Raw genomic sequence first — 20,862 nt, forward strand, 5'->3', positions numbered from 1 at the left:
TCAGAATATCGGTTCGATCCGCTCCACGTTGTCGCGGGTGACAGCAATCGATGCGACGATACGTTCGCGCGTTGCCAGCCGGCCGCCATCGATCAGGGTCAGCGCGGCCTCGGCGCCTTCCCGGCCGAAAGTCGGGTAGGTGAAGCTGGCGTCGAGGTCACCGGCGCGAATGGCGTTGCGCGCCTCGGTGATGAAGTCGATGCCGGTGATCGGAATCTGCCGGGGATCGCGTCCCGCCTTCTTCAGTGCCATGATGGCGCCGAGTGCCATGCTGTCGGACTGGGCGTAGATGGCATCGAAGGCCAGGTTTTCGGCCAGGGCTTCCTCGACTTTCTGGATGGCCAGTGCGCGTTGCGAATCGGCACGCTTGACGGCGGCAATCTTCAGTCCGGGGTGTCTGGCCAGTTCGTCCATGAATCCCTCGGTACGCAGTTGTCCCGGGGTCGAGGTCGGGATGTGCTGCAACACCAGTATCCGGCCTTTGCCGTTCAGTCGCCTGGCCAGGTATTGCGCAGCCTGACGGGCGATGGCGCGGTTGTCGGCGGTGACGAAATGGGTGAATTCCTCGCCATTGACCCGCCGTGACAGCAGGATGACCGGAATGCCCCGGCGATGGATGCGGGCGATCGGTTCGCGCATCAGGTCGGCATCGCGCGGACTGGTGATCAGGATGTCGACGCCGCGTGCGGCGAACTGCTCGATGTCCTGGACCTGGCGGGCGGTGTCGCCGCCGGCGTCACTGAAGACGAACTCGATGTCGGGGCGTTTGCTGAAAGCCTGCTGCAGGTCGCGGACCTGGGCGGCGCGCCAGTCGTTGGCCATGGTGTCCTGGGCGAAGGCGACAACATGCTTGCGCTGCCGGGAGGGATTGGCAAATAACTGCGGCGCCAGACTCAGCCCGAGGGCGAGCAGGCTAAATTGCCGGCGTTGCATGAGAGACTCCCTTCTCTTCTGTTTGGCGTCAGCGATTCTTGTGCCGCTGTCGCACCAATAGCTTCACTTTAACCCATTCACGGTCGCTTTTCGAGCCGTGACCAGCAAGTCATCGACTGTCGGCCAGCCAGTTGAGCAGGGCGTCGATGGCTTCGCCGCCGGCTTGGGCGCGCGGGTCGTTGATGAAAAAAGTCAGGGCGTGGCGGCGGCCGTTGGCGTCGAGCACATAGCCGGCGGCGGTGCGTACGCCGTTCAGTGTGCCCGTCTTGATATGCGCCCGGCCGCTGGCCGCGTCGCCGTTCAGGCGTTTCTTCATGGTGCCGTCGATGCCGGCCAGCGGCAGGCTGGCGATGAATTCCGGCATCACCGGGCTGCGCCAGGCATCGAGCAGCAGGCGGTTCATGTTGCCGGCGCTGATCCGTTCGCTGCGCGACAGGCCGGAGCCGTTGTCGATGACCAGTTCGGGAAAGTCCAGGCGACGCGTGCGTAGCCAGTCAATGATGCGGCGCGTCGCCCGCTCGTTGCTGGCCGGTGCGCCATCGTTGCCGAGCGTCAGGAAAAGTTGGCGGGCCATGACGTTGTTGCTGTACTTGTTGATGTCGCGCACGACTTCGCCCAGTGCTGCGGATTCGTGGCGCACCAAGGCGACGGCGGTAGCCGGGGTCTGACCGGGGCGAACCTGGCCGTCGATGCGCCCGCCCAGTTCCTGCCATAACGCGAGAATCAGGCCGCTGGCATGGGCGTCGGCGGACAGCGGCGCCAGGTTGACCGTGCGTTCGCCGCACTGCACTGCGTAGCTGCCACGGATTTCCAGGCGACGGCTGCTGCCGTCGGGGATCAGCGCGAGCGCGATGCGGTCGCGCCAGTCGCCGGGGCAGGGGCCGTTCATTGTCTGCAGGCGGTCGTCCACGATCAGGCCGGCACTGGGCGATTCCAGCCATGCCCGGGCTTGTCCGTCCGTCGTCAGCAGGGTGAAGCGCAGGGCCTGGAAATCGATCAGCAGGCCGTTGGGGCCGACGTTGTAGGCGCGCAACGGCTTGTTGTCGAAGGCGGCAGGATCGAAGGTCATGCTGGCGAAAACACTGCGATCGAGGACGATGTCGCCAGCGATGCGGTCGACGCCGCGGGTGCGCAACTGGCGCAGCAGCAGCCACAGGTGTTCGACGGTGAAGCGGGGGTCGCCGCTGCCCTTCAGGTACAGGTTGCCCGGCAGCGTGCCGCGTTCGACCGGCTGCTCGGCGAGGATGGTGGTTTGCCAGGTGTGAGCGGGGCCGAGCAGATTGAGTGCGGCATAGGTGGTGAGCAGTTTCATCACCGACGCCGGGTTCATGACCATTTCCGCATTGTGCGCGAGGGTCGGCGTCGCACTGTCGACCGGCTGGACGATCACGGCCACCTTGTCCAAGGGGATCTGCGCCGCCTGCAGGGCACGGACAACCGGCGGCGGGAGTTGGGCGAAGGTCGGGGTGCTGGCGGTCAGGGCCAGCAGCGACAACAAGAGGATGAAGGGGCGGGCGAGCATGGTGCGGCAGACGAAAAAATGGGGGTCTGAAGCCCCCATTCTACGTTGCCGTCGACCGGCGATCAGCGTTTGTACAGCTCGAAGCCGGAAATCAGGTCGGCCAGCGATTTCGAAGTCTGCAGCAATTCGGCCGAAGCCTGGCGGGCCTGGCGGGCGGCGTTGGTGTTCTGCTCGATCAGGTCGGTGATCTGCTGCATGCTGATGGCGACCTCTTCGCTGGCAATGCCCTGCTGGCGGGCAGCATCGGAAATCTGCCCGGCCATCAGGGAAACCTGGCTCGACGACTGGGTGATGCCTTCCAGACCAGCAACGCTCTCGCGCAGCTTGCCGATTCCGGTTTCGACTTCCTGCGAGGCGACGTCCATGCTGGCCACGGCCTGTGCGGTGACCGACTGGATTTCGCTGACCGTGGTATTGATGTCGGCGGTCGAGGTCGTTGTCCGTTCGGCCAGTTTGCGTACCTCGTCGGCCACCACGGCGAAGCCGCGCCCCTGCTCGCCGGCACGGGCAGCTTCGATGGCCGCGTTGAGCGCCAGCAGGTTGGTCTGGCTGGCGATGTCGGCGATGACGCTGGTAATGTCACCGATCTTGGCGATTGAGCGGTTCAACTGATCGATGGTGCCGTTCGAGGCATTGACGGCATCGACCACCCGGTTGGTCGCCGCCATGCTCTGGCTGATGTTGGTGTTGCTCTGGTTGACCTGGTTTTGTGATTCGCGGGCGGCACTGGCCGTGTCCTGGGCGTTGGCGGCAACTTCCTGGACCGACTGGCTGAATTCCTCGGTCGCGGCGGCCACACCCTCGACGCTGGCCTGCTGTTGCTCGGACTGCGAGGTAACCTGGGCCATCTGGGTTTCAAGCAGTTTGCTGCGCGAGTCGATGGCGCGCGAGGCGGCGTTGATCTCGTCGAGCATGGCTTTCAGGGTCCCCTGCATGACGCCGAGGTTGCATAGCAGCAGGCCGGTTTCGTCGCGGCCTTCGATGTCGATCTCGTCGGTCAGTTTGCCCTCGGCGATCCGGTCGAATTGGTCGATGGTCTTGCGGATGGGGCCGACGATGGCATTGACCAGGAAGGCGCCGCCAATGACCGCCAGCAGGACGGCAGCGACCAGCAGGCCGATGCTCAGATTGCGCACCCAGCGGTAGTGTGCGTCGGCCGCTTCGTAGCGGGCATTGGCGCCATCGGCGATGGCCTGGATCAGCGCCTGGCCATCGCGCTGCATCTCGGCGTAGAGCGGGTTGATGTTGCGCAGCAGCAGGACATTGGCGTCCATGAAGTTGCCCTGGCGCAGTAGGTCGCGGGCCTTGTTGATGCCTTCGCGAGAGAAGCGTTCGCGGGTCTCGCCGAACTTGTCGAGCAGCGCCTTTTCCTTGTCGGTCAGCGAAATGGCCTTGAGTCGGTCGAGCAGTTCGTTGATTTCCTTGCGGTTGTTCAGGGTGTTGTCGATGTGCAGGTCGATCGGGTGGTCGTGCAGTTTGGCAAACTGGCTGGACGTGTCGTGTTGCAGGCCGAGCATGATCTGCGAGCGGTTGTCCGAGAGCAGGAACATCATCCGGTTGACGATGTTGGACGGGACCAGGTTCTCGTTGTACAGGGCGATCAACTCGTCGTCGGTACTCTTCAGGCTGGTCAGGCCGACAATGCCGACCACGCTCATCAACACGACCAGCGCCGCCATGGTTGCCCAGATACGGGCGCGCAGCGACAGCGATTTACGACCGGTGGCCGGTAGACGGCCCTTCTGTCCGGCAGCAGCGTAGGCGGCTTCGGCGGCGGCGCGTTTGGCGCTGGGGGCCGGGGTGCGTACCGACATGTAGCCGGTGATCTGGCCATTCTTCTTGAGCGGGACGACAAAGGCCTCGACCCAGTAGAAATCGCCGTTCTTGCAGCGGTTCTTGACCATGCCGCGCCACGGCAGTCCCTTCTTCACCGTGCCCCACAAATCCTGGAAGGCGGCTTCCGGCATGTCCGGGTGGCGAACAAGATTGTGGCTCTTGCCGATCAGTTCGTCGCGGGTGAAGCCGCTGATGTTGACGAAGGCGTCGTTGGCATAGGTGATGATGCCCTTGAGGTCGGTGCGTGATACCAGATAGGTGTCACGGGGGAAATGCACTTCATGCTGGGTGACGGGCTGATTGTTTTTCATGTTGTGTCCGGAAGCGTGGCGATGGAGATGCTTAGCCCAGCAATATATAACGTTAGTAATAGCTCGTGTTGTTCGTCATGCTGATTTTGCAATGTGTCCAGATGTTGACGAAAAAAACCCGCCGGATGGGCGGGTTGTTGATGCGCCAGAAAGGCGTTTATTTTTCCAATTCGTAGACGATGTCGGCGCGGCGGTTTTCGGCCCAGGCCTCTTCGTTGCGGCCAAGCAGCTTGGGTTTTGCTTTACCCCAACTCTTGATGCTGACCTGTTGCTTGCCAGCGCCGTAGCCGAGCAGGGTGGCTCGTACCGTCTGCGCGCGATTCAGGCCCAGGCGCTGGTTATAACTGGCGCTGCCGCGTTCGTCGGCATGGCCTTCGACGCGTACCTTGGCATTCGGATTACGCGCCAGGTAGCGGGCGTGGGCGCTGATGACCGGGTCGTAATCGGCTTTGAGGTCGGCCTTGTCGAGGTCGAAATAGATGCTGCGTTGCGTGCGCAGGCCTTCTTCGTCCATGCGCATCGGCGCTTGCTCGACTTCGCGGGCGGCGACGGTCTGTGGGACCAGAAGCTCAGTCGGCACCGGCTGGCCGAGCAGACCGGGGTGCACCTTGAGGTTGCCGGTCTGGGCGACCTGGCGCGTACGGGACGGATCGTCGCTCGTGGCGCAGGCGCTGAGCAGGGAAGCAAGCAGGAGGGCAAGGAGCGTACGCATGGTGTTCTGGCATCCGGGAAAGCGGGAATGATATCCGCTCTCCCGCTTTCCGACCAGTTTGCTTTGGCCCGCCCCGGAAAACCCGCCCGCACGGCAGTGATATAATCGCCCACCGAAATTTGCACCTGGCGTTTTCCAGTGATCTTCACCCTAGGCATCAACCATCATTCAGCACCACTCGCCATCCGCGAGCGCGTCGCTTTCGGTGCTGACAAGCTGCACCATGCCCTGGCCGAGCTGGCACATGCCCAGGTGGTGCGCGAGGTTGCGATCCTGTCCACCTGCAACCGGACCGAGATCTATTGCGCTGCGGAGTCGCCGCAGCGGGTCATCGACTGGTTGACGGCCTATCACCAGGTCGCGCATGACGAACTGTCGCCCTTCCTTTATGTACACGATCAGCCGGCAGCGATCCGCCATGCGTTCCGTGTTGCCTGCGGACTGGACTCCATGGTCATCGGCGAGCCGCAGATCCTGGGGCAGGTCAAGGATGCGGTGCGTGCCGCGGAAGAGGTCGGGACGCTGGGCACGCAACTGCACAAGCTCTTCCAGCGCGCCTTTTCGGTGGCCAAGGAGGTGCGCAGCACAACCGCGATCGGCGCCAATATCGTTTCCATGGCCGCCGCCGGCGTGCATCTGGCCGAACGCATCTTCGATTCGATTGCCGGGCAGCGGGTGTTGTTCATCGGCGCCGGCGAGATGATTGAATTGTGCGCAGCGCATTTCTGCGCCGAACAGCCGAAACAGGTGACGATCGCCAACCGCACTGTCGAACGCGGTCGCGAACTGGCCGAGCGCTACGGTGGCAAGGCCATCCGGCTCGATGAACTGGCCGACGCCCTGCCGCAGCACGACATCGTCGTCTCCTGTACCGCCAGTCCGCTGCCGATCATCGGCCTGGGCATGGCCGAACGGGCGATCAAGGCACGCCGGCACCGGCCAATCTTCATCGTCGACCTGGCGGTGCCGCGCGACGTCGAGGAGGAAGTCGGCGAACTCGACGACGTTTTCCTGTATACCGTCGACGACCTGGCCCAGATTGTCGAAAGCGGCATGGAGTCGCGGCAGGCTGCCGTGGTCGAAGCCGAGGACATCATCGGCCAGCGGGTCCGCGAGTTCGTCGGCTGGTTGCAGTCGCGGGACACGGTGCCAGTGATCCGCGCCTTGCGCGACTCGGCTGACCGGATCCGACGCCACGAGGTCGAGCACGCGCTCAAGGCCCTGGGCAAGGGCGAAGCGCCGGAGAAAGTGGTCGAACAACTGGCGCAGCGCTTGAGCAACAAGTTCCTGCACGCACCGACCAGCACCCTCAATGCGGCCGACGGTGAGGACCGCGTGCAGTTGCATGCGGCGGTCGAACGACTGTTCCACCTGCGCAGCGGCGACTGAGGTCGTCGGGCCTTACTGGCCCTGAGGATTGCCCCGGTTGAGGACAACGCGGTTGCGTCCGGTGCGCTTGGCTTCGAGCAGAGCGTCGTCGGCTGCAGCAATCAACGACGAGGCGGTCAGGTAGTCCGGTAGCGCGGCAACGCCGCAACTGAGCGTGGCACGCAGGGTGCCGTGGGCATGGGCGTGCGGCAGTTGCGAGAAATCCTCGCGAATCTGTTCGATCAGTCCGATCGCCTGGGCCGGGTCGATGCCGGGCAGGGCAATGATGAATTCCTCTCCGCCATAGCGACCGACCAGGTCGGTGCTGCGCAAACGGCCGCGCAACAGCCAGGCGACACTGCGGATGACCTGGTCGCCGACCGGGTGCCCGTAGTTGTCGTTGATCGTCTTGAAGCGGTCGATGTCGATCATCGCCACGACCAGTTGCCCGTCGGGTTGCGCTGCGTGCAGCAGGCGCTCGACCTGGACCTTCGAGGTTGAATGGTTGAACAGGCCGGTCAGGCTGTCGTGCTGGCCGGAATAGAGCATTTCCCGGTAGCGCTCGATCTTGGTCTTGACCACTGAGGCGAGGATGATCGGGTTGACCGGCTTGGTCAGGAACTGGTCGCCGCCCAGGCGCAGCGCCTCGACCTGTTGCACGATGTCGTTCTCGCTCGACAGGTAGATCACCGGCAGCGCCTGGTATTCGGGAATCTGGCGCAAAGCGCTGGTGACTTCGACGCCGGTGCAGAAGGGCATGTACATGTCCATCAGGATGGCGTCGGGACGGTATTCGTTGGCCACTTCGAAGAGTAGTCGCGGGTCGTTGATCGCCTTGCTGTCGATGCCGTGCTGCGACAGCGAGCGGCGGATGTGGGCGATGGCGGTGGCCGAATCTTCGACGATGAGCACCCGGTGCATTTCCTGTTCGTGCATTTCGACCAGGTCGAGGATGCGCGACAGCACGTCGCTGACCTTGTTGCCGACCGGTACGCAGGCATCGGCGCCGGCACGCTGGAGCAGGACGATGCTCTGCAGGTTGGACGGCACCGACAGGCAGTAGAAATAGCTGGTCGGGAAACGGGTGCGCAGGGCGATGATCGCCGAGATGGCGGCCGGCGGGTAGGCACGTCCCTCGACATCGGGGATGAAGGTGATGGCCAGCGGCGGTTCGTCGTTGGCCGGTTGCTCGCCCCAGCGCGCTTCTTCCGGGGTGAAGCCGAAGAAGCCGAGTTGTTCGGCCAGCGATGCCGACCACGGGTGGTTTTCCCGGGAAACGATTAGGACGCGGCGGGGCTGGTTCCAGCAGTCGCCGATTTGTCCTTCCGCCGTGTCCAGCGTGCGTCGGGCCAGGATTGCCGGGGTTTCGTGGCGGCGCAATTCCCCGAGAATGATCTGCAACTTGCGCTCGATGGCCACCGCCTGGTCGAGCGGGATGGGGTGCATCTCGCGGTCGGCGAAGAAGGTCAGCGCGGTGTTTTCCAGTTCCTGGCAGGCGCGTACCAGGCCGGGCAGGTGCTGACGATGCAACTGTTCGGTCAGGCCGTTCAGCGACAGCGTGAATTCGACGAAAAGGTCGAACTCACCAGAGCTGCGATAGCTTTGCCAGCCACGTTCGAGGGTGGCGGCCAGGGCTACGATGGAATTTGGGAAGGAGGACATTGCGTCGCTTTTCGGGAATGCGTGATTATGCGGCTCGCAGAATGACAAGGCAATCTCGGTCGATTCCCGGGGGATGGTGAACTCGGGTACCATAACGCCCCTTTCCAGCGCTTTCGCCGGCCCGGCCCCATCAATGAAACCGAGCATCCGCCAAAAACTCGATCTGCTGGTCGACCGTCTCGACGAGATCGACCGCATGCTGTCGGCACCGGAAACCGCCGGCGACATGGAGCAGTTCCGCAAGCTGTCGCGCGAGCGCGCCGAGGTCGAACCGGTGATCGTTCATTTCAACGCCTTCCGCCAGGCCGAGCAGGATCTCGCCGAGGCCGAGGCGATGCGTGACGACCCGGAAATGCGCGATTTTGCCGAAGAAGAAATCGCCGCCGCCAAGGCGCGCCTGCCCGAGCTGGAAGTCGAACTGCAGAAACTGCTGCTGCCGAAAGACCCCAACGACGAGCGCAGCGTGCTGCTGGAAATCCGCGCTGGCACCGGCGGCGACGAGTCGGCGCTGTTCGCCGGCGACCTCTTCCGCATGTATTCGCGCTACGCCGAGCGCCAGCGCTGGCAGGTCGAGGTGTTGTCGGCGAGCGAGTCGGAGCTCGGCGGCTACCGCGAAATCATCTGCCGCATCGCCGGCTACGGCGCCTATTCGCGCCTGAAGTTCGAGTCCGGCGGCCACCGCGTCCAGCGCGTGCCGGAAACCGAAACCCAGGGTCGCATCCATACCTCAGCCTGCACCGTGGCGATCATGCCGGAAGCAGACGAGGTCGAGGACGTCAACCTCAACCCGGCCGACCTGCGCATCGACACCTTCCGCGCGTCCGGCGCCGGCGGCCAGCACATCAACAAGACCGACTCGGCGGTGCGCATCACCCACATCCCGACCGGTATCGTTGCCGAATGCCAGGACGGCCGCTCGCAGCACGCCAACAAGGCGTCGGCGATGAAGGTGCTGGCGGCACGGATCAAGGACGTGCAGGTGCGCGCCCAGCAGAGTCACATCGCCAGCACGCGCAAGAACCTGATCGGCTCCGGCGACCGTTCCGAGCGCATCCGCACCTACAACTTCCCGCAGGGGCGGATCACCGATCACCGCATCAACCTGACGCTGTACAAGATCGCCGCGATCATGGACGGCGACATGGACGAACTGCTCGGCGCACTGGCTGCCGAACACCAGGCCGACCTGCTGGCCGAACTGGCCGAGCAGCAATGACGCTGGGCGAGGCGCTGGCCGCGGCGCGGCAGAAGATCGACCGGCTCGACGCCCGCCTGCTGCTCGAATACGCCACCGGCTGTACCCACGCCGACCTGCTGGCGCGTCCGGAAACCCCGGTGATCGCGCCGGCGTATGCGCAGTTCGCCGAGTGGGTCGAGCGGCGCGCCGCCGGCGAACCGCTGGCCTATCTGGTCGGCGAAGCCGAATTCCGCGGCCGGGTGTTCCAGGTTTCGCCCGAGGTGCTGATCCCGAGGCCGGAAACCGAAGTCTTGATCGATCTTGCGGTCGACCGTCTGAAAACGCAAAAAACCGCGCGTGTCGTCGATCTCGGCACCGGCTCCGGCATCGTCGCCATCTCGCTGGCGCTCGAATGTCCGCAGACCGGGATTGTTGCGGTCGACCTGTCGCCCGGGGCAATTTCCGTTGCCCGCAACAACGCCGGCCGGCTCGGTGCCGCTGTCGATTTCCGCCTGGGTGACTGGTTCGCGCCGCTGACCGGCGAGCGTTTCGACCTGATCGTCTCCAACCCGCCCTACGTCGCCGACGGCGATCCGCACCTGCGCCGGGACGGCCTCCCCTTCGAGCCGCAGATGGCCCTGAGCGATCTCGAACCGGGCGGCAACGGCCTGGCCTGCATCCGCCGCATCGTCGCCGCCGCACCCGCTTTCCTCAAGCCTGGTGGCTGGCTCTTGTTCGAACATGGTTACGACCAGGGCGAAGCCAGCCGGAACTTATTGACCGCCGCCGGGTTCAAAGCGGCGTTCACCCATCCCGACCTTGCCGGCACCGATCGCGTGTCCGGCGGCCAACTGTAATCCTCTGGAGCCAGCATGTCCGACGTTCAGCAACGCATCCACGAAACCGTCACCAACAACCCGGTCGTCCTCTACATGAAGGGCGACGCGCGCTTCCCGCAGTGCGGCTTCTCGGCCGCCGTCGTCCAGGTGCTCAAGCTGTGCGGCGTCACCGACTTCGTCACGGTCAACGTGCTCGCCGACGAGGAAATCCGCCAGGGCGTCAAGGAGTACGCCAACTGGCCGACCATTCCGCAGCTCTACATCAAGGGCGAATTCATCGGCGGCTGCGACATCGTCAAGGAAATGTACCAGTCCGGCGAACTGCAACCGCTGCTTGCCGACATCGCCAAGCCCTGAGTTTTCGTTTCGCCAATGACAAAGCCCGCCGATTGGCGGGCTTTGTCATTCCAGGTTTGCCGGAATCAGACTTCGGCGACCAGAAATTCGATGCTCGGGCCGTCCATGACCACTTCCTTGACCGCGCAATGAGCGATGCTGTCGAGGATGGCGGCCTTCTGCTCGGCGTTGAAATGCTCGGGGAAACGCACGTCGGTCTTGAACTTGGCCAGCGTCAGCGGACCCTTGGGGCCGGCGAAGGGCTTGCAGTCGATGGCGATGCCTTCGGCCGAGATGCCGAGTTCCTTGCACGCTTTTTTGGCATAGACGGCGGCGCAGGCGGCCAGGGTGGCGTAGAAGCCTTCGAGCGGGTTCATCAGGCTGCCGTTGAGGGCGAAACTGGTTTCGTGCTTGCCGGTGCTGACCTTGATCAGCGGGGTGCTGTCGACGATGGTGCTGTACATGCTGTTCTGCCTTTGGTTATTGATGTGTGCTTATATATTAAGTCGCTAATATGCAGCGAGGCAACTGGCAGCGCTTCATAAGCTCAGCATTTTTTCTCGCTTCGTCGCGACGGCGGCGCTGGGTACATTTCCTCGACCCCAATCAAACCGAGGAAAAAACCATGATCTTCAAATCAAGCCGTCGCCAGTTGCTGGCCTTGCTCCTGGCTGCCGTTGCGCCCCTGTCGTTTGCCCAGAGCAATGAATTGAGCCTGCTAAATGTTTCCTACGATCCGACGCGCGAGCTCTACCAGGCCTTCAATCCCGAATTTTCGCGTTACTGGAAGGAGAAAACCGGCCAGTCGGTCACCGTCAGGCAGTCGCACGGCGGTTCCGGCAAGCAGGCGCGGTCGGTCATCGACGGGCTCGATGCCGATGTGGTGACGCTGGCGCTGGCCTACGACATCGATGCGATTGCCGAAAAGTCGGGCAAGCTGCCGGCCGACTGGCAGAAGCGCCTGCCGCACAACGCCTCGCCCTACGCGTCGACGATTGTTTTCCTGGTGCGCAAGGGCAACCCCAAGGGCATCAAGGACTGGGACGATCTGGTCAAGCCCGGTGTGCAGGTGATCACGCCCAATCCCAAGACTTCCGGCGGCGCCCGCTGGAACTACCTGGCGGCCTGGGGCTATGCCCTGAAGAAGGGCGGCAGCGAAGCGGCGGCACGCGATTACGTCAGCCGCTTGCTGAAGAACGTGCCGGTCCTCGATCCGGCCGCCCGGGGCGCGACCAACACCTTCGTCCAGCGCGGGCTGGGCGATGTGCTGCTGGCCTGGGAGAACGAGGCTTTTCTGTCGATCAACGAACTGGGTCCGGACAAGTTCGAGATCGTCGTGCCCTCCGTTTCCATCCTGGCCGAGCCGCCGGTGGCGGTGGTCGACGCGGTGGCGCGCAAACGCGGGACCGAGACCGTCGCCCGGGCCTACCTCGAATACCTGTATTCGCCGGTCGGGCAGAAACTTGCGGCCCGTCACTACTACCGTCCGATCAAGCCGGAACTCGCCGATGCCCGCGATGTGGCGCGTTTTCCCAAGGTCAATTTCATCCGCATCGACGATCTCGGTGGCTGGCAGGCGGCGCAGCAGAAGCATTTCAGCGATGGCGGCAGCTTCGACCAGATCTACGGCCGCTGAATCATGAAGCAGCCCGTCCTGATCCTGCCGGGCTATCTCGGCAGCGGTCCTGCCCACTGGCAGAGCTGGTTTGAACGGCAATTGCCGGAAGCCCGGCGGGTCGAAGGCATAGCCTGGCAGGCGCCGCAACTCGGGCGCTGGGCCGGGCGCGTCGGCGACGCCATTGACCGGGCCGACGGCCCGGTCTGGCTGGTCGCCCACAGTTTCGGCTGCCTCGCCGGTGTGATTGCCGCATCGATCCGGCCGGAGCGGGTGGCTGGCGCCTTGCTGGTGGCGCCGGCCGATCCGGAGCGCTTTGCCGAAGCCGGTTTCCGTCAGCGCGACGAAAGCAGCATCGCCCGCTGGCTCTACGACACCCGGCTGGCTTGTCCGAGCCTGGTCGTTGCCAGCACCAACGACCCCTGGATGAACTTCGCCAGCGCCGCCTACTGGGCCGACCGCTGGGGCAGCCGGCTGCACTGCCTGGGGGCGGTCGGTCACATCAATGTCGATTCCGGTTTCGGCCCCTGGCCGGATGGTCTGGCGATGCTGCGTGCGATGCAGGCGGCCCAGGGCAGTTTCCTGGTCGGCGAAGTGCTCGATGCGGCCTCGTTTAGCTGAATAACGAATATAAAAATCGATTTTTATTAGTTTGGCTGCTAAGCCCTCGTGCCTACACTGCCGCATCGTTTCTTTCCGGAGTCCTGCCATGTCGCAATCCAACACCTACCCGGCTGTCAGCAGCGTCACCTTCACGCAGAAGCTGGGCAGCTGGGCGGCGGTGCAGAAGGCGCATTTTGCCGACGGCGCCCTGTATGACCAGATCGTCGCGAGGAAGTAATGACCGCAACAAGAACCTTCCGCGTGTTGCCGGGCTTCAATCTGACGCTCGGTTACACGCTGGGCTACCTGTCGCTGCTGATCCTGATCCCGCTGTCGGCGGTCTTCCTGAAGACCTTCGGGATGGGTTGGGCGCGCTTCGTCGAGGTGGTTACGGCGCCGCAGGTCGTCGCCACCTACAAGCTGTCGTTCGGCGCCTCCTTGCTGGCGGCAGCCATCAACGCGGTGTTCGGCCTGATGCTGGCGTGGGCGCTGGTGCGTTACAGCTTTCCCGGCAAGAAGATCGTCGATGCCCTGGTCGATCTGCCGTTCGCGCTGCCGACCGCCGTGGCCGGCATTGCGCTGACCGCGCTCTATGCCAAGAACGGCTGGCTCGGCCAGTATCTGGAGGAGATCGGCATCAAGGTCGCCTTCACGCCGCTCGGCGTGCTGGTGGCGCTGGTCTTCATCGGCCTGCCGTTTGTCGTGCGTACCGTGCAGCCGATCCTGGAAGACCTCGACACCGAACTCGAAGAAGCCGCCGCCAGTCTCGGCGCGCAACGCTGGCAGACCTTCCGCCACGTCATCTTCCCGATCCTGCTGCCGGCGCTGCTGACCGGTTTCGCGCTGGCCTTTGCCCGCGCGGTCGGTGAGTACGGCTCGGTCATCTTCATCGCCGGCAACCTGCCTTTCGTTTCCGAAATCACGCCGCTGATGATCATCACCAAGCTCGAGCAGTACGACTACCAGGGGGCGACGGCCATTGCCTCAGTGATGCTCGTCTTCTCCTTCATCCTGCTGTTGATCATCAATGGCCTGCAGGCCTGGACCGCCAAACGCACCGGGAGGGATCGGTAATGGCTGGCGCAACCACCATGCACCTGGGCGGCAATCACGCTGCCCGCTTCGAGAACAAGGCAGCGACCAGCGAAACGCCGCTGGTCAAATGGACCATCCTGGCCATTGCCCTGACTTTTTTCACCGTCTTCCTGCTGATGCCGTTGATCGCAGTGTTTGTTGAAGCCTTCCGTAAAGGCTGGGAAACCTACGTCACCGCGCTGGTCGATCCGGATGCCTTGTCGGCGATCAAGCTGACCCTGCTGGCGGCGGCCGTTTCGGTGCCGCTCAACCTGGTCTTCGGTGTCGCTGCAGCCTGGGCGATCGCCAAGTTCGAGTTCCGCGGCAAGCAGTTCCTGATCACCCTGATCGACCTGCCGTTCTCGGTCTCGCCGGTCATCGCCGGTCTGGTCTTCGTGCTGATCTTCGGTGCCCAGGGCTGGTTCGGTAGCTGGCTGATCGACAACGACATCAAGATCATCTTTGCCGTGCCGGGCATCGTGCTGGCCACCGTCTTCGTCACCTTCCCCTTCATCGCCCGCGAACTGATCCCGCTGATGCAGGCGCAAGGCAAGGAAGAGGAAGAGGCGGCCGTGGTTCTCGGCGCCAAAGGCTGGCAGGTGTTCTGGTACGTCACCCTGCCCAACATCAAGTGGGGCCTGATGTACGGCGTGATCCTGACCAACGCCCGGGCGATGGGCGAGTTCGGCGCGGTCAGCGTCGTTTCCGGCCACATCCGTGGGCAGACCAACACGCTGCCGCTGCACGTCGAAATTCTCTACAACGAATACATGTTCTCGGCGGCCTTCGCCGTGGCCTCGCTGCTGGCCTTGCTGGCACTGGTCACGCTGGTCATCAAGAACTGGGTCGAGCATCAGGCGGCCCGCTCCTACCGAGACACCCAGGAATCCGCATCATGAGCATCCAGGTCAAGAACATTCACAAGCAGTTCGGCGCTTTCACCGCGCTGGACGACATCACCCTCGACTTCCCGACCGGCGAGCTGGTCGCCCTGCTGGGGCCTTCGGGCTGCGGCAAGACCACGCTGCTGCGCATCATCGCCGGGCTGGAACAGGCCGATTCCGGCCAGGTCCTGCTCGACGGCGACGATGCTTCCAGCACTCATGTCCGGGAGCGCCAGGTCGGCTTCGTCTTCCAGCACTACGCCCTGTTCAAGCACATGACCGTGTTCGACAACGTCGCCTTCGGCATGCGCATGAAACCGCGCGGCCAGCGGCCGTCGGAAGCGAAGATCAAGGACAAGGTGCATGAGCTCCTCAACCTCGTCCAGCTCGACTGGCTGGCCGACCGCTTTCCGTCGCAACTGTCCGGCGGTCAGCGTCAGCGCATCGCGCTGGCCCGGGCGCTGGCGGTCGAACCGCGCGTGCTGCTGCTCGACGAGCCGTTCGGCGCGCTCGACGCCAAGGTGCGCAAGGAACTGCGCCGCTGGTTGCGCAAGCTGCACGACGAACTGCACATCACCTCGATCTTCGTCACCCACGACCAGGAAGAGGCGCTCGAAGTCGCCGACCGCGTCGTGTTGATGGACCACGGCAAGGTCGAGCAGATCGGCACCCCGGAAGAGGTCTATCGCCACCCGGCGACGCCCTTCGTCTATGGCTTCCTCGGCTCGGTCAATTTCTTCCACGGTCGGGTCGAAGGCGAAGCCGTTCGCGTCGGCGACGACACCTTGCCGCACGAGCCGCACGATTTCGATCACGGTGCCGAGGTGGTTGCCTTTGCCCGGCCGCATGAACTGGATATCGACACCGATCCGGCGTCGACCGCCGGCATCGCCGCGCGCATCAACCGTGTGCTCGCCTTCGGTGTCACCGCCCGGGTCGAGCTGGATGGCATCAATGGTTCGAGTGGCCAGCATTTCGAGGTTGAACTGACCCGCGAGCGGGTCAGCGAACTTGGGCTCAAGGATGGACAGGCCGTGCGGTTGGTCCCGTCCCGCCTGAAGGTATTCGAACGCGAAGGAGCGTCCGCATGAATTTCCAGCAACTGCGCATCATCCGCGAGACGGTGCGCCGCAACTTCAACCTGACCGAAGTCGGCAACGCGCTATTCACGTCGCAGTCGGGTGTTTCCAAGCACATCAAGGATCTCGAGGACGAACTCGGCGTCGAGTTGTTCGTGCGCAAGGGCAAACGCCTGCTTGGTCTGACCGATCCGGGCAAGGACCTGCTGGTCCTGGTCGAGCGCATGCTGCACGACGCGCGCAACATCAAGACGCTGGCCGAACAGTACAGCCAGCGGGACGTTGGACAGCTGACCGTCGCCGCAACGCACACCCAGGCCCGGTACGCCTTGCCGCGGGTGATCGCCGAGTTCAAGAAGGCTTTTCCGCGCGTGCATCTGAAATTGCACCAGGGCAGCCCGCAGGAAATCGTTGACCTGCTGCTTGAGGGTGAAGCCGACATCGGCATCGCCACCGAAGCTGTCGCCGGGCATCCTGAACTGGCGGCTTTCGATTTCTATCACTGGCACCATGCGCTGGTCGTGCCGGCCGGGCACGCGTTGTTAACGGCTGCCCGGCCCAGCCTGGAGGCGATTGCCGAGTATCCGGTGATCACCTATCACGAGGGCTTCACCGGCCGGGCCGGCATCGACCGTGTCTTTGCCGAGGCCGGGCTGGTGCCGGATGTCGTCATGTCGGCGCTTGATGCGGACGTGATCAAGACCTATGTCGAACTGGAGCTGGGGATCGGCATCGTCGCTTCGATGGCCTTTCACCCCAAGCGCGACGAAGGCCTGGTGATGATCGACTGCCAGCACCTCTTCCCCTTGAACACCACGCATATTGCGATCCGGCGCGGCCATTACCTGCGCGGTTTCGCCTACCGCTTCATCGAGTTGTGCGCACCGGCGCTGAACGAGGCCAGGGTGCGGGCGGTCAGCGATCCGGGCGCGCGCCGTGAAGAGGATTTATGATTGAGCCTTCATTGACCGGATACAACGCGTTTCATGGATGAAACACAGGCAGTTTTCGACCGGGTGGCCAGGTATTTCGGGCTGCTCTCCGATCCGACGCGCTTACGGATTCTTTCCAGCCTGTGCAATCAGGAGCGTACGGTGGGCGAGATCGTGGACATCATCGGTTTGTCCCAGCCGAACATCTCGCGTCACCTCGGCATCCTGTTCGAGGCTGAGGTGATCGACAAGCGGCGCGCCGGGACCAGCATTTTCTACCGCGTCATCGACCCGGATTTCATGGACATCTGCCGCACGGTCAGCATCCGCGTTGCCAGTTGCGATTTTCCCACCGGCCAGGAAAGCGGGGAAAGCGAGGCCTGAGGCCTGCTTCCCCTCGCAGGTTTTTCAGGCCAGACGTGCGCGGGCGCGGGTCACGGCGGCGCGCACTTGGTCCGGCGCGGTGCCGCCGATGTGGTTGCGCGAAGCCAGCGAACCTTCGACCGTCAGTACGGCGAAGACGTCGTTCTCGATCAGCGGCGAGAACTGCTGCAGTTCTTCCAGCGTCAGCTGCGGCAGGTCGACGCCCTTGAACTCGGCGGCCTTGACCGCCAGGCCGACGGCTTCGTGGGCATCGCGGAAGGGCAGGCCCTTCTTGGTCAGATAGTCGGCGAGGTCGGTGGCGGTGGCGAAGCCCTGGGTCAGCGCGGCCTTCATGTTGTCGGCGCGCACCGTGATGCCGCCGGCCATGTCGGCGAAGATACGCAGCGTGTCGGTGACCGTGTCGACGGCGTCGAACAGCGGCTCTTTATCTTCCTGGTTGTCCTTGTTGTAGGCCAGCGGCTGCGACTTCATCAGCGTCAGCAGGCTCATCAGCTGGCCGTACACGCGGCCGGTCTTGCCACGCGCCAGTTCCGGCACGTCCGGGTTCTTCTTCTGCGGCATGATCGACGAGCCAGTGCAGAAACGGTCGGCGATCTGGATGAAGCCAACGCGCGGGCTCATCCACATGACCAGCTCTTCCGACAGGCGGCTGATGTGCATCATCAGCAGCGCGCAGGCCGAGGTGAATTCGATGGCGAAATCGCGATCCGAGACAGCGTCGAGCGAGTTCTCGCAGACACCTTCGAAACCGAGTTGTTCGGCGACGAATTCACGGTCGATCGGGTAGGTGGTGCCGGCCAGTGCGGCCGAGCCCAGTGGTAGGCGGGCGACGCGCTTGCGGCAGTCGGCGAAGCGCTCACTGTCGCGGCCGAACATCTCGAAATAGGCCAGCATGTGGTGGCCGAAAGTCACCGGTTGCGCCACCTGTAGATGGGTGAAGCCGGGCATCGGCGTCGCCGCTTCCTTTTCGGCCAGATCGACCAGCGCGCTGCGGAAGGCCTTCAACAGCATCTGGATGTCGTCGATGGCGTCGCGCAGGTAGAGGCGGATGTCGGTGGCCACCTGGTCGTTGCGCGAGCGGCCGGTGTGCAGGCGCTTGCCGGCGTCGCCGACGAGGGCGGTGAGGCGCTTTTCAATATTGAGGTGCACGTCTTCGAGGTCGAGCGACCATTCGAACTTGCCCGATTCGATTTCTTCGGTGACGATGGCCATGCCGCGCTCGATGTCGGCCAGGTCGGCGGCGGCAATGATGCCCTGTTTGGCGAGCATGCGGGCGTGCGCCAGCGAACCGCGGATGTCCTGGCGCCACATGCGCTGGTCGAAATCGACCGAAGCGGTGTAGCGTTTGACGAGATCGGAGACTGGCTCGGAGAAGCGGCCGGCCCAGGTGTATTGATTGGCGTTGGAAGTCATGATTCGGGTCTGGATTGGGGCAGATCGACGGCGACTTTCAGGGAAATCGCCAGAAGGTGGCAAGTATACGGCAGTTTCAGTCAGGGGGTCGGCGTCCCCCGGGGCAGGACGCCCAGGCGTTTCAAGCACCACTCGCTGAACCACAGTGCGAAATAGATCGCGAACCAGGCAAAGATCGCGTCCGACAGATAGTGGCCGCCGACCGCAATGCGTGCCCAGCCGACGTAGCCCGCCGTCAGCAGGCTGCCTCCCAGCCAGGCCAGTCGCTGGCGCCTGCTGCCCAGCCAGCCGAAGGCCATGACGAAGGCGGCGGTGGCGACATGGCCGCTGACGAAGGAGCAGTTGCTGCTGCATTGCGTGCTTGGCACAAAAGCCGGCGTGAAGCTGGCCTGGCCGCCGAAGACATCCGTCTGCACCGGTCGTGCCCGTCCGAGTTGCCCCTTCAGTCCGACGTCCACCAGCAAGCCGGGGCCGAGCAGGGCGCCGACCAGCAGGAAGATGCTGGTCTGCCGGGCATTGGGGGCGATCCGGCGGAGCCATCTGCCGGCCAGCAGGGTCAGGATCACGCCGGCGATCAGGAGGCGGCCGAGGATGGTCGTCCAGTCGTAGGCGATTCCCGGCAAGCTCATTTCATTGGTGTACAGCCAGCGACCTTCCCCGGCATAGAAATGGGCGCTGGTGGCCAGGTCGATCTCCGGCCAGGCCAGGAAAACGACTGTCAGCAGTCCGGCGAGGAGCGTCAGCAGGCGAAATTCAATAACCCTGGAAGTCATGCAGCAGGTAGACCTGGAAATGTAGTTTCCGGCGGGGGCCGGTGTCGGCTTCGAGCGTGGCCAGATGACGGGTGGCGGCGAAGCGGCTGGCGATGTGTTCGGGCACCTTGTCCGGGACCAGGATCAGGGCGTCTCCCCGGGTGAAGCTGGCAGTCAGCTGATAGTGGTCGTTGCGTGTCCCCTGGGGGTTCCAGCTGGCGACGCGCAGGGGTTGGTCGCGCAGTTCGTACTGCAGATGGGCGAGCAGGGTACGCTCCTCGGCGAGCAAGGGCGTTCCCGGATGGGCTGCAGCGATCGGTCGCAGTTGCTGGCCCACCTTGTCCCAGCCGAGCGCCCGGCTGTAGGGCGTGGCAACCTGCGGGAAGAAGCTCGCGCTGAGCGTCGGCCAGTGGTACAGCGTGGCCGTAAGCAGCAGATTCAGGCTCAAGGCGATGAACAGCCAGCGCCGGTGGCCGCGCCCGAGCAGCCAGGCGACGGCGAGTATGCTGGCCGGAACGAAGGCCGGTGCGGCCCAGTTGGCGTTGGCGCTGCCGCCGGCTGCCTGCGCGGCGGCGACCAGCCATAGCGGCAGGGCAAAGCAGATCAGGATACCCCGCAAGCGGCGTTGATTGTCGCTGGCCGGCTGCGGTAACAGGGCGGGAGCAAAGGCGGTGCCGAGGAGGGGGCCGAAGGCCAGCCACTGGGCGCCGAGGAAGGTGAGCAAGGGCAGCAAGCCGCCGGCAGTCCTTTGCAGGGTGATGTCGGCCGTATGCCGCAGGGTGGGGAAGTCGTGGCCGGCGTTCCAGATCAGGTTGGGCAGCAGGAAAGCACAGGCCAGCATGGCTGCCAGCCAGGGGGCGGGCTGCAGAAGTCGCCGCCGCTCGACGATCAGCAGATGCAGCATGGCCGAACCCAGCCAGGCCAGCATCGTGTACTTGGTCAGCAGGCCCAGGCCGCAGACAATGCCGAGCAGCAGCCAATTGCCGGTGCCGCCCCGGGTCAGGGCACGGGTATAGAGCAGGATGGCGGCTGACCAGAGCAGCACCAGCGGCGCATCGGTGGATACGAACAGCCCCAGCCAGGCGTAGATGGGCAGGGTCAGGACGGCCAGGCCTGAGGCAATGGCGGTTTGTTCATCGTAGGCCTCGCGGGCGATCAGCAGGGCCACCCAGGCGGTCAGCGGATAGCAGGCCATGGCCAGCAGCTTGGTGCCGATGACACCGTCGCCGAACAGGGCGGTCGAGGCGGCAATCAGGACGGCAACGCCGGGGGGCTTGGAAAAATAGCCCCAGTCCAGCGCCTGAGCCCATCCCCAGTACTGGGCTTCGTCCACGTACAGGGTGATCCCCGACAGGTGGATCGCCCAGATTCGCCAGGCCAGCAGCAGTCCGCCGAGCAGCAGCGCGGACAGCCAGAGACGGTGGCCCATG

21 protein-coding genes are annotated in these 20,862 nt (G+C 64.1%); 12 read left to right on the plus strand and 9 right to left on the minus strand.

Going from position 1 to position 20,862, the window contains the following annotated elements:
* The 4 genes from G471_RS0104220 to G471_RS0104235 all read right to left on the minus strand — a co-directional run bounded on the left by G471_RS0104220 (position 1) and on the right by G471_RS0104235 (position 5,314).
* Complete coding sequence (locus tag G471_RS0104220) at positions 1 to 933, minus strand: substrate-binding domain-containing protein (RefSeq protein WP_028994229.1); 933 nt, start codon at positions 931 to 933, stop codon at positions 1 to 3.
* Between the two features lie 109 nt (positions 934 to 1,042).
* Positions 1,043 to 2,494: a D-alanyl-D-alanine carboxypeptidase/D-alanyl-D-alanine endopeptidase gene (dacB, locus tag G471_RS16665; RefSeq protein WP_081700097.1), complete on the minus strand. Its 1,452-nt coding sequence runs from the start codon at positions 2,492 to 2,494 to the stop codon at positions 1,043 to 1,045.
* 23 nt (positions 2,495 to 2,517) lie between these two features.
* Complete coding sequence (locus G471_RS0104230; RefSeq protein ID WP_028994230.1) at positions 2,518 to 4,602, minus strand: methyl-accepting chemotaxis protein; 2,085 nt, start codon at positions 4,600 to 4,602, stop codon at positions 2,518 to 2,520.
* Between the two features lie 157 nt (positions 4,603 to 4,759).
* The gene (locus tag G471_RS0104235; protein WP_028994231.1) at positions 4,760 to 5,314 is read right to left on the minus strand and encodes an OmpA family protein; all 555 of its coding nucleotides are present in this window, start codon (positions 5,312 to 5,314) and stop codon (positions 4,760 to 4,762) included.
* 138 nt (positions 5,315 to 5,452) lie between these two features.
* Here G471_RS0104235 and hemA point away from each other — a divergent pair, with 138 nt between their 5' ends.
* Entirely contained in the window at positions 5,453 to 6,703 is a 1,251-nt protein-coding gene (hemA, locus tag G471_RS0104240) for a glutamyl-tRNA reductase (protein WP_028994232.1), read from the plus strand.
* A gap of 12 nt (positions 6,704 to 6,715) precedes the next feature.
* Here hemA and G471_RS0104245 read toward each other — a convergent pair whose 3' ends face one another.
* Entirely contained in the window at positions 6,716 to 8,344 is a 1,629-nt protein-coding gene (locus G471_RS0104245) for a diguanylate cyclase (protein WP_051295334.1), read from the minus strand.
* A 133-nt stretch (positions 8,345 to 8,477) separates the two neighbouring features.
* Here G471_RS0104245 and prfA point away from each other — a divergent pair, with 133 nt between their 5' ends.
* The 3 genes from prfA to grxD are packed head-to-tail and all read left to right on the plus strand — an operon-like array spanning position 8,478 to position 10,717.
* Positions 8,478 to 9,560 carry a peptide chain release factor 1 gene (prfA, locus tag G471_RS0104250; RefSeq protein ID WP_028994234.1) on the plus strand — a complete coding sequence of 361 codons (1,083 nt, stop codon included), beginning with the start codon at positions 8,478 to 8,480 and terminating at the stop codon, positions 9,558 to 9,560.
* On the plus strand, positions 9,557 to 10,378 hold the full coding sequence (gene prmC, locus G471_RS0104255; protein ID WP_028994235.1) for a peptide chain release factor N(5)-glutamine methyltransferase: 822 nt from the start codon (positions 9,557 to 9,559) through the stop codon (positions 10,376 to 10,378). The genes prfA and prmC overlap by 4 nt, the downstream gene beginning before the upstream one ends.
* A gap of 15 nt (positions 10,379 to 10,393) precedes the next feature.
* A complete protein-coding gene (gene grxD, locus G471_RS0104260; RefSeq protein ID WP_028994236.1) occupies positions 10,394 to 10,717 on the plus strand; it encodes a Grx4 family monothiol glutaredoxin in 324 nt (107 codons plus the stop codon).
* Positions 10,718 to 10,782: 65 nt separating this feature from the next.
* Here grxD and G471_RS0104265 read toward each other — a convergent pair whose 3' ends face one another.
* A complete protein-coding gene (locus G471_RS0104265; RefSeq protein ID WP_028994237.1) occupies positions 10,783 to 11,160 on the minus strand; it encodes an OsmC family protein in 378 nt (125 codons plus the stop codon).
* 161 nt (positions 11,161 to 11,321) lie between these two features.
* On the opposite strand from G471_RS0104265, the gene G471_RS0104270 reads away from it, so the two are divergent.
* From G471_RS0104270 to G471_RS16675, 8 genes are all read left to right on the plus strand, one after another.
* The gene (locus tag G471_RS0104270; protein WP_028994238.1) at positions 11,322 to 12,332 is read left to right on the plus strand and encodes a sulfate ABC transporter substrate-binding protein; all 1,011 of its coding nucleotides are present in this window, start codon (positions 11,322 to 11,324) and stop codon (positions 12,330 to 12,332) included.
* Positions 12,333 to 12,335: 3 nt separating this feature from the next.
* The gene (locus tag G471_RS16670; protein ID WP_043420871.1) at positions 12,336 to 12,932 is read left to right on the plus strand and encodes an RBBP9/YdeN family alpha/beta hydrolase; all 597 of its coding nucleotides are present in this window, start codon (positions 12,336 to 12,338) and stop codon (positions 12,930 to 12,932) included.
* Between the two features lie 88 nt (positions 12,933 to 13,020).
* Positions 13,021 to 13,152, plus strand: a complete 132-nt coding sequence (locus tag G471_RS19550; RefSeq protein WP_281170378.1) for a hypothetical protein — start codon at positions 13,021 to 13,023, stop codon at positions 13,150 to 13,152.
* On the plus strand, positions 13,152 to 13,988 hold the full coding sequence (gene cysT / locus G471_RS0104285; RefSeq protein ID WP_028994239.1) for a sulfate ABC transporter permease subunit CysT: 837 nt from the start codon (positions 13,152 to 13,154) through the stop codon (positions 13,986 to 13,988). The genes G471_RS19550 and cysT overlap by 1 nt, the downstream gene beginning before the upstream one ends.
* Positions 13,988 to 14,887, plus strand: coding sequence for a sulfate ABC transporter permease subunit CysW (cysW, locus tag G471_RS0104290; RefSeq protein ID WP_028994240.1), 900 nt, complete (start codon positions 13,988 to 13,990; stop codon positions 14,885 to 14,887). Before cysT ends, cysW begins: the two co-directional genes overlap by 1 nt.
* A complete protein-coding gene (locus G471_RS0104295; RefSeq protein WP_028994241.1) occupies positions 14,884 to 15,963 on the plus strand; it encodes a sulfate/molybdate ABC transporter ATP-binding protein in 1,080 nt (359 codons plus the stop codon). The genes cysW and G471_RS0104295 overlap by 4 nt, the downstream gene beginning before the upstream one ends.
* Positions 15,960 to 16,904: a CysB family HTH-type transcriptional regulator gene (locus G471_RS0104300; RefSeq protein ID WP_028994242.1), complete on the plus strand. Its 945-nt coding sequence runs from the start codon at positions 15,960 to 15,962 to the stop codon at positions 16,902 to 16,904. The genes G471_RS0104295 and G471_RS0104300 overlap by 4 nt, the downstream gene beginning before the upstream one ends.
* A 33-nt stretch (positions 16,905 to 16,937) precedes the next feature.
* On the plus strand, positions 16,938 to 17,267 hold the full coding sequence (locus G471_RS16675; protein ID WP_051295279.1) for an ArsR/SmtB family transcription factor: 330 nt from the start codon (positions 16,938 to 16,940) through the stop codon (positions 17,265 to 17,267).
* Positions 17,268 to 17,291: 24 nt separating this feature from the next.
* Here the strand turns inward: G471_RS16675 and argH are convergent, their stop codons facing one another.
* From argH to G471_RS0104320, 3 genes are all read right to left on the minus strand, one after another.
* Positions 17,292 to 18,680 carry an argininosuccinate lyase gene (gene argH, locus G471_RS0104310; protein ID WP_028994243.1) on the minus strand — a complete coding sequence of 463 codons (1,389 nt, stop codon included), beginning with the start codon at positions 18,678 to 18,680 and terminating at the stop codon, positions 17,292 to 17,294.
* 80 nt (positions 18,681 to 18,760) lie between these two features.
* On the minus strand, positions 18,761 to 19,453 hold the full coding sequence (locus tag G471_RS16680; RefSeq protein ID WP_051295280.1) for a phosphatase PAP2 family protein: 693 nt from the start codon (positions 19,451 to 19,453) through the stop codon (positions 18,761 to 18,763).
* Positions 19,434 to 20,861: a glycosyltransferase family 39 protein gene (locus G471_RS0104320; RefSeq protein WP_028994244.1), complete on the minus strand. Its 1,428-nt coding sequence runs from the start codon at positions 20,859 to 20,861 to the stop codon at positions 19,434 to 19,436. The genes G471_RS16680 and G471_RS0104320 overlap by 20 nt, the downstream gene beginning before the upstream one ends.
* Position 20,862 lies beyond the last annotated feature (1 nt).

It is taken from the genome of Azonexus hydrophilus DSM 23864, from assembly GCF_000429605.1.
Taxonomy (GTDB): Bacteria; Pseudomonadota; Gammaproteobacteria; order Burkholderiales; family Rhodocyclaceae; genus Azonexus; species Azonexus hydrophilus.

Bases quoted from the DNA above. Each gene is read 5' to 3' on its own strand.
- dacB (WP_081700097.1), bottom strand. From the start codon at position 2,494: ATGGGGGCTTCAGACCCCCATTTTTTCGTCTGCCGCACCATGCTCGCC.
- prfA (WP_028994234.1), top strand. From the start codon at position 8,478: ATGAAACCGAGCATCCGCCAAAAACTCGATCTGCTGGTCGACCGTCTC.
- G471_RS16680 (WP_051295280.1), bottom strand. From the start codon at position 19,453: ATGACTTCCAGGGTTATTGAATTTCGCCTGCTGACGCTCCTCGCCGGA.
- G471_RS0104235 (WP_028994231.1), bottom strand. From the start codon at position 5,314: ATGCGTACGCTCCTTGCCCTCCTGCTTGCTTCCCTGCTCAGCGCCTGC.
- G471_RS0104295 (WP_028994241.1), top strand. From the start codon at position 14,884: ATGAGCATCCAGGTCAAGAACATTCACAAGCAGTTCGGCGCTTTCACC.
- G471_RS16670 (WP_043420871.1), top strand. From the start codon at position 12,336: ATGAAGCAGCCCGTCCTGATCCTGCCGGGCTATCTCGGCAGCGGTCCT.
- cysT (WP_028994239.1), top strand. From the start codon at position 13,152: ATGACCGCAACAAGAACCTTCCGCGTGTTGCCGGGCTTCAATCTGACG.
- G471_RS19550 (WP_281170378.1), top strand. From the start codon at position 13,021: ATGTCGCAATCCAACACCTACCCGGCTGTCAGCAGCGTCACCTTCACG.
- G471_RS0104245 (WP_051295334.1), bottom strand. From the start codon at position 8,344: ATGTCCTCCTTCCCAAATTCCATCGTAGCCCTGGCCGCCACCCTCGAA.
- G471_RS0104300 (WP_028994242.1), top strand. From the start codon at position 15,960: ATGAATTTCCAGCAACTGCGCATCATCCGCGAGACGGTGCGCCGCAAC.
- G471_RS0104270 (WP_028994238.1), top strand. From the start codon at position 11,322: ATGATCTTCAAATCAAGCCGTCGCCAGTTGCTGGCCTTGCTCCTGGCT.
- argH (WP_028994243.1), bottom strand. From the start codon at position 18,680: ATGACTTCCAACGCCAATCAATACACCTGGGCCGGCCGCTTCTCCGAG.
- grxD (WP_028994236.1), top strand. From the start codon at position 10,394: ATGTCCGACGTTCAGCAACGCATCCACGAAACCGTCACCAACAACCCG.
- G471_RS0104320 (WP_028994244.1), bottom strand. From the start codon at position 20,861: ATGGGCCACCGTCTCTGGCTGTCCGCGCTGCTGCTCGGCGGACTGCTG.
- G471_RS0104230 (WP_028994230.1), bottom strand. From the start codon at position 4,602: ATGAAAAACAATCAGCCCGTCACCCAGCATGAAGTGCATTTCCCCCGT.
- prmC (WP_028994235.1), top strand. From the start codon at position 9,557: ATGACGCTGGGCGAGGCGCTGGCCGCGGCGCGGCAGAAGATCGACCGG.
- G471_RS0104265 (WP_028994237.1), bottom strand. From the start codon at position 11,160: ATGTACAGCACCATCGTCGACAGCACCCCGCTGATCAAGGTCAGCACC.
- G471_RS0104220 (WP_028994229.1), bottom strand. From the start codon at position 933: ATGCAACGCCGGCAATTTAGCCTGCTCGCCCTCGGGCTGAGTCTGGCG.
- cysW (WP_028994240.1), top strand. From the start codon at position 13,988: ATGGCTGGCGCAACCACCATGCACCTGGGCGGCAATCACGCTGCCCGC.
- G471_RS16675 (WP_051295279.1), top strand. From the start codon at position 16,938: ATGGATGAAACACAGGCAGTTTTCGACCGGGTGGCCAGGTATTTCGGG.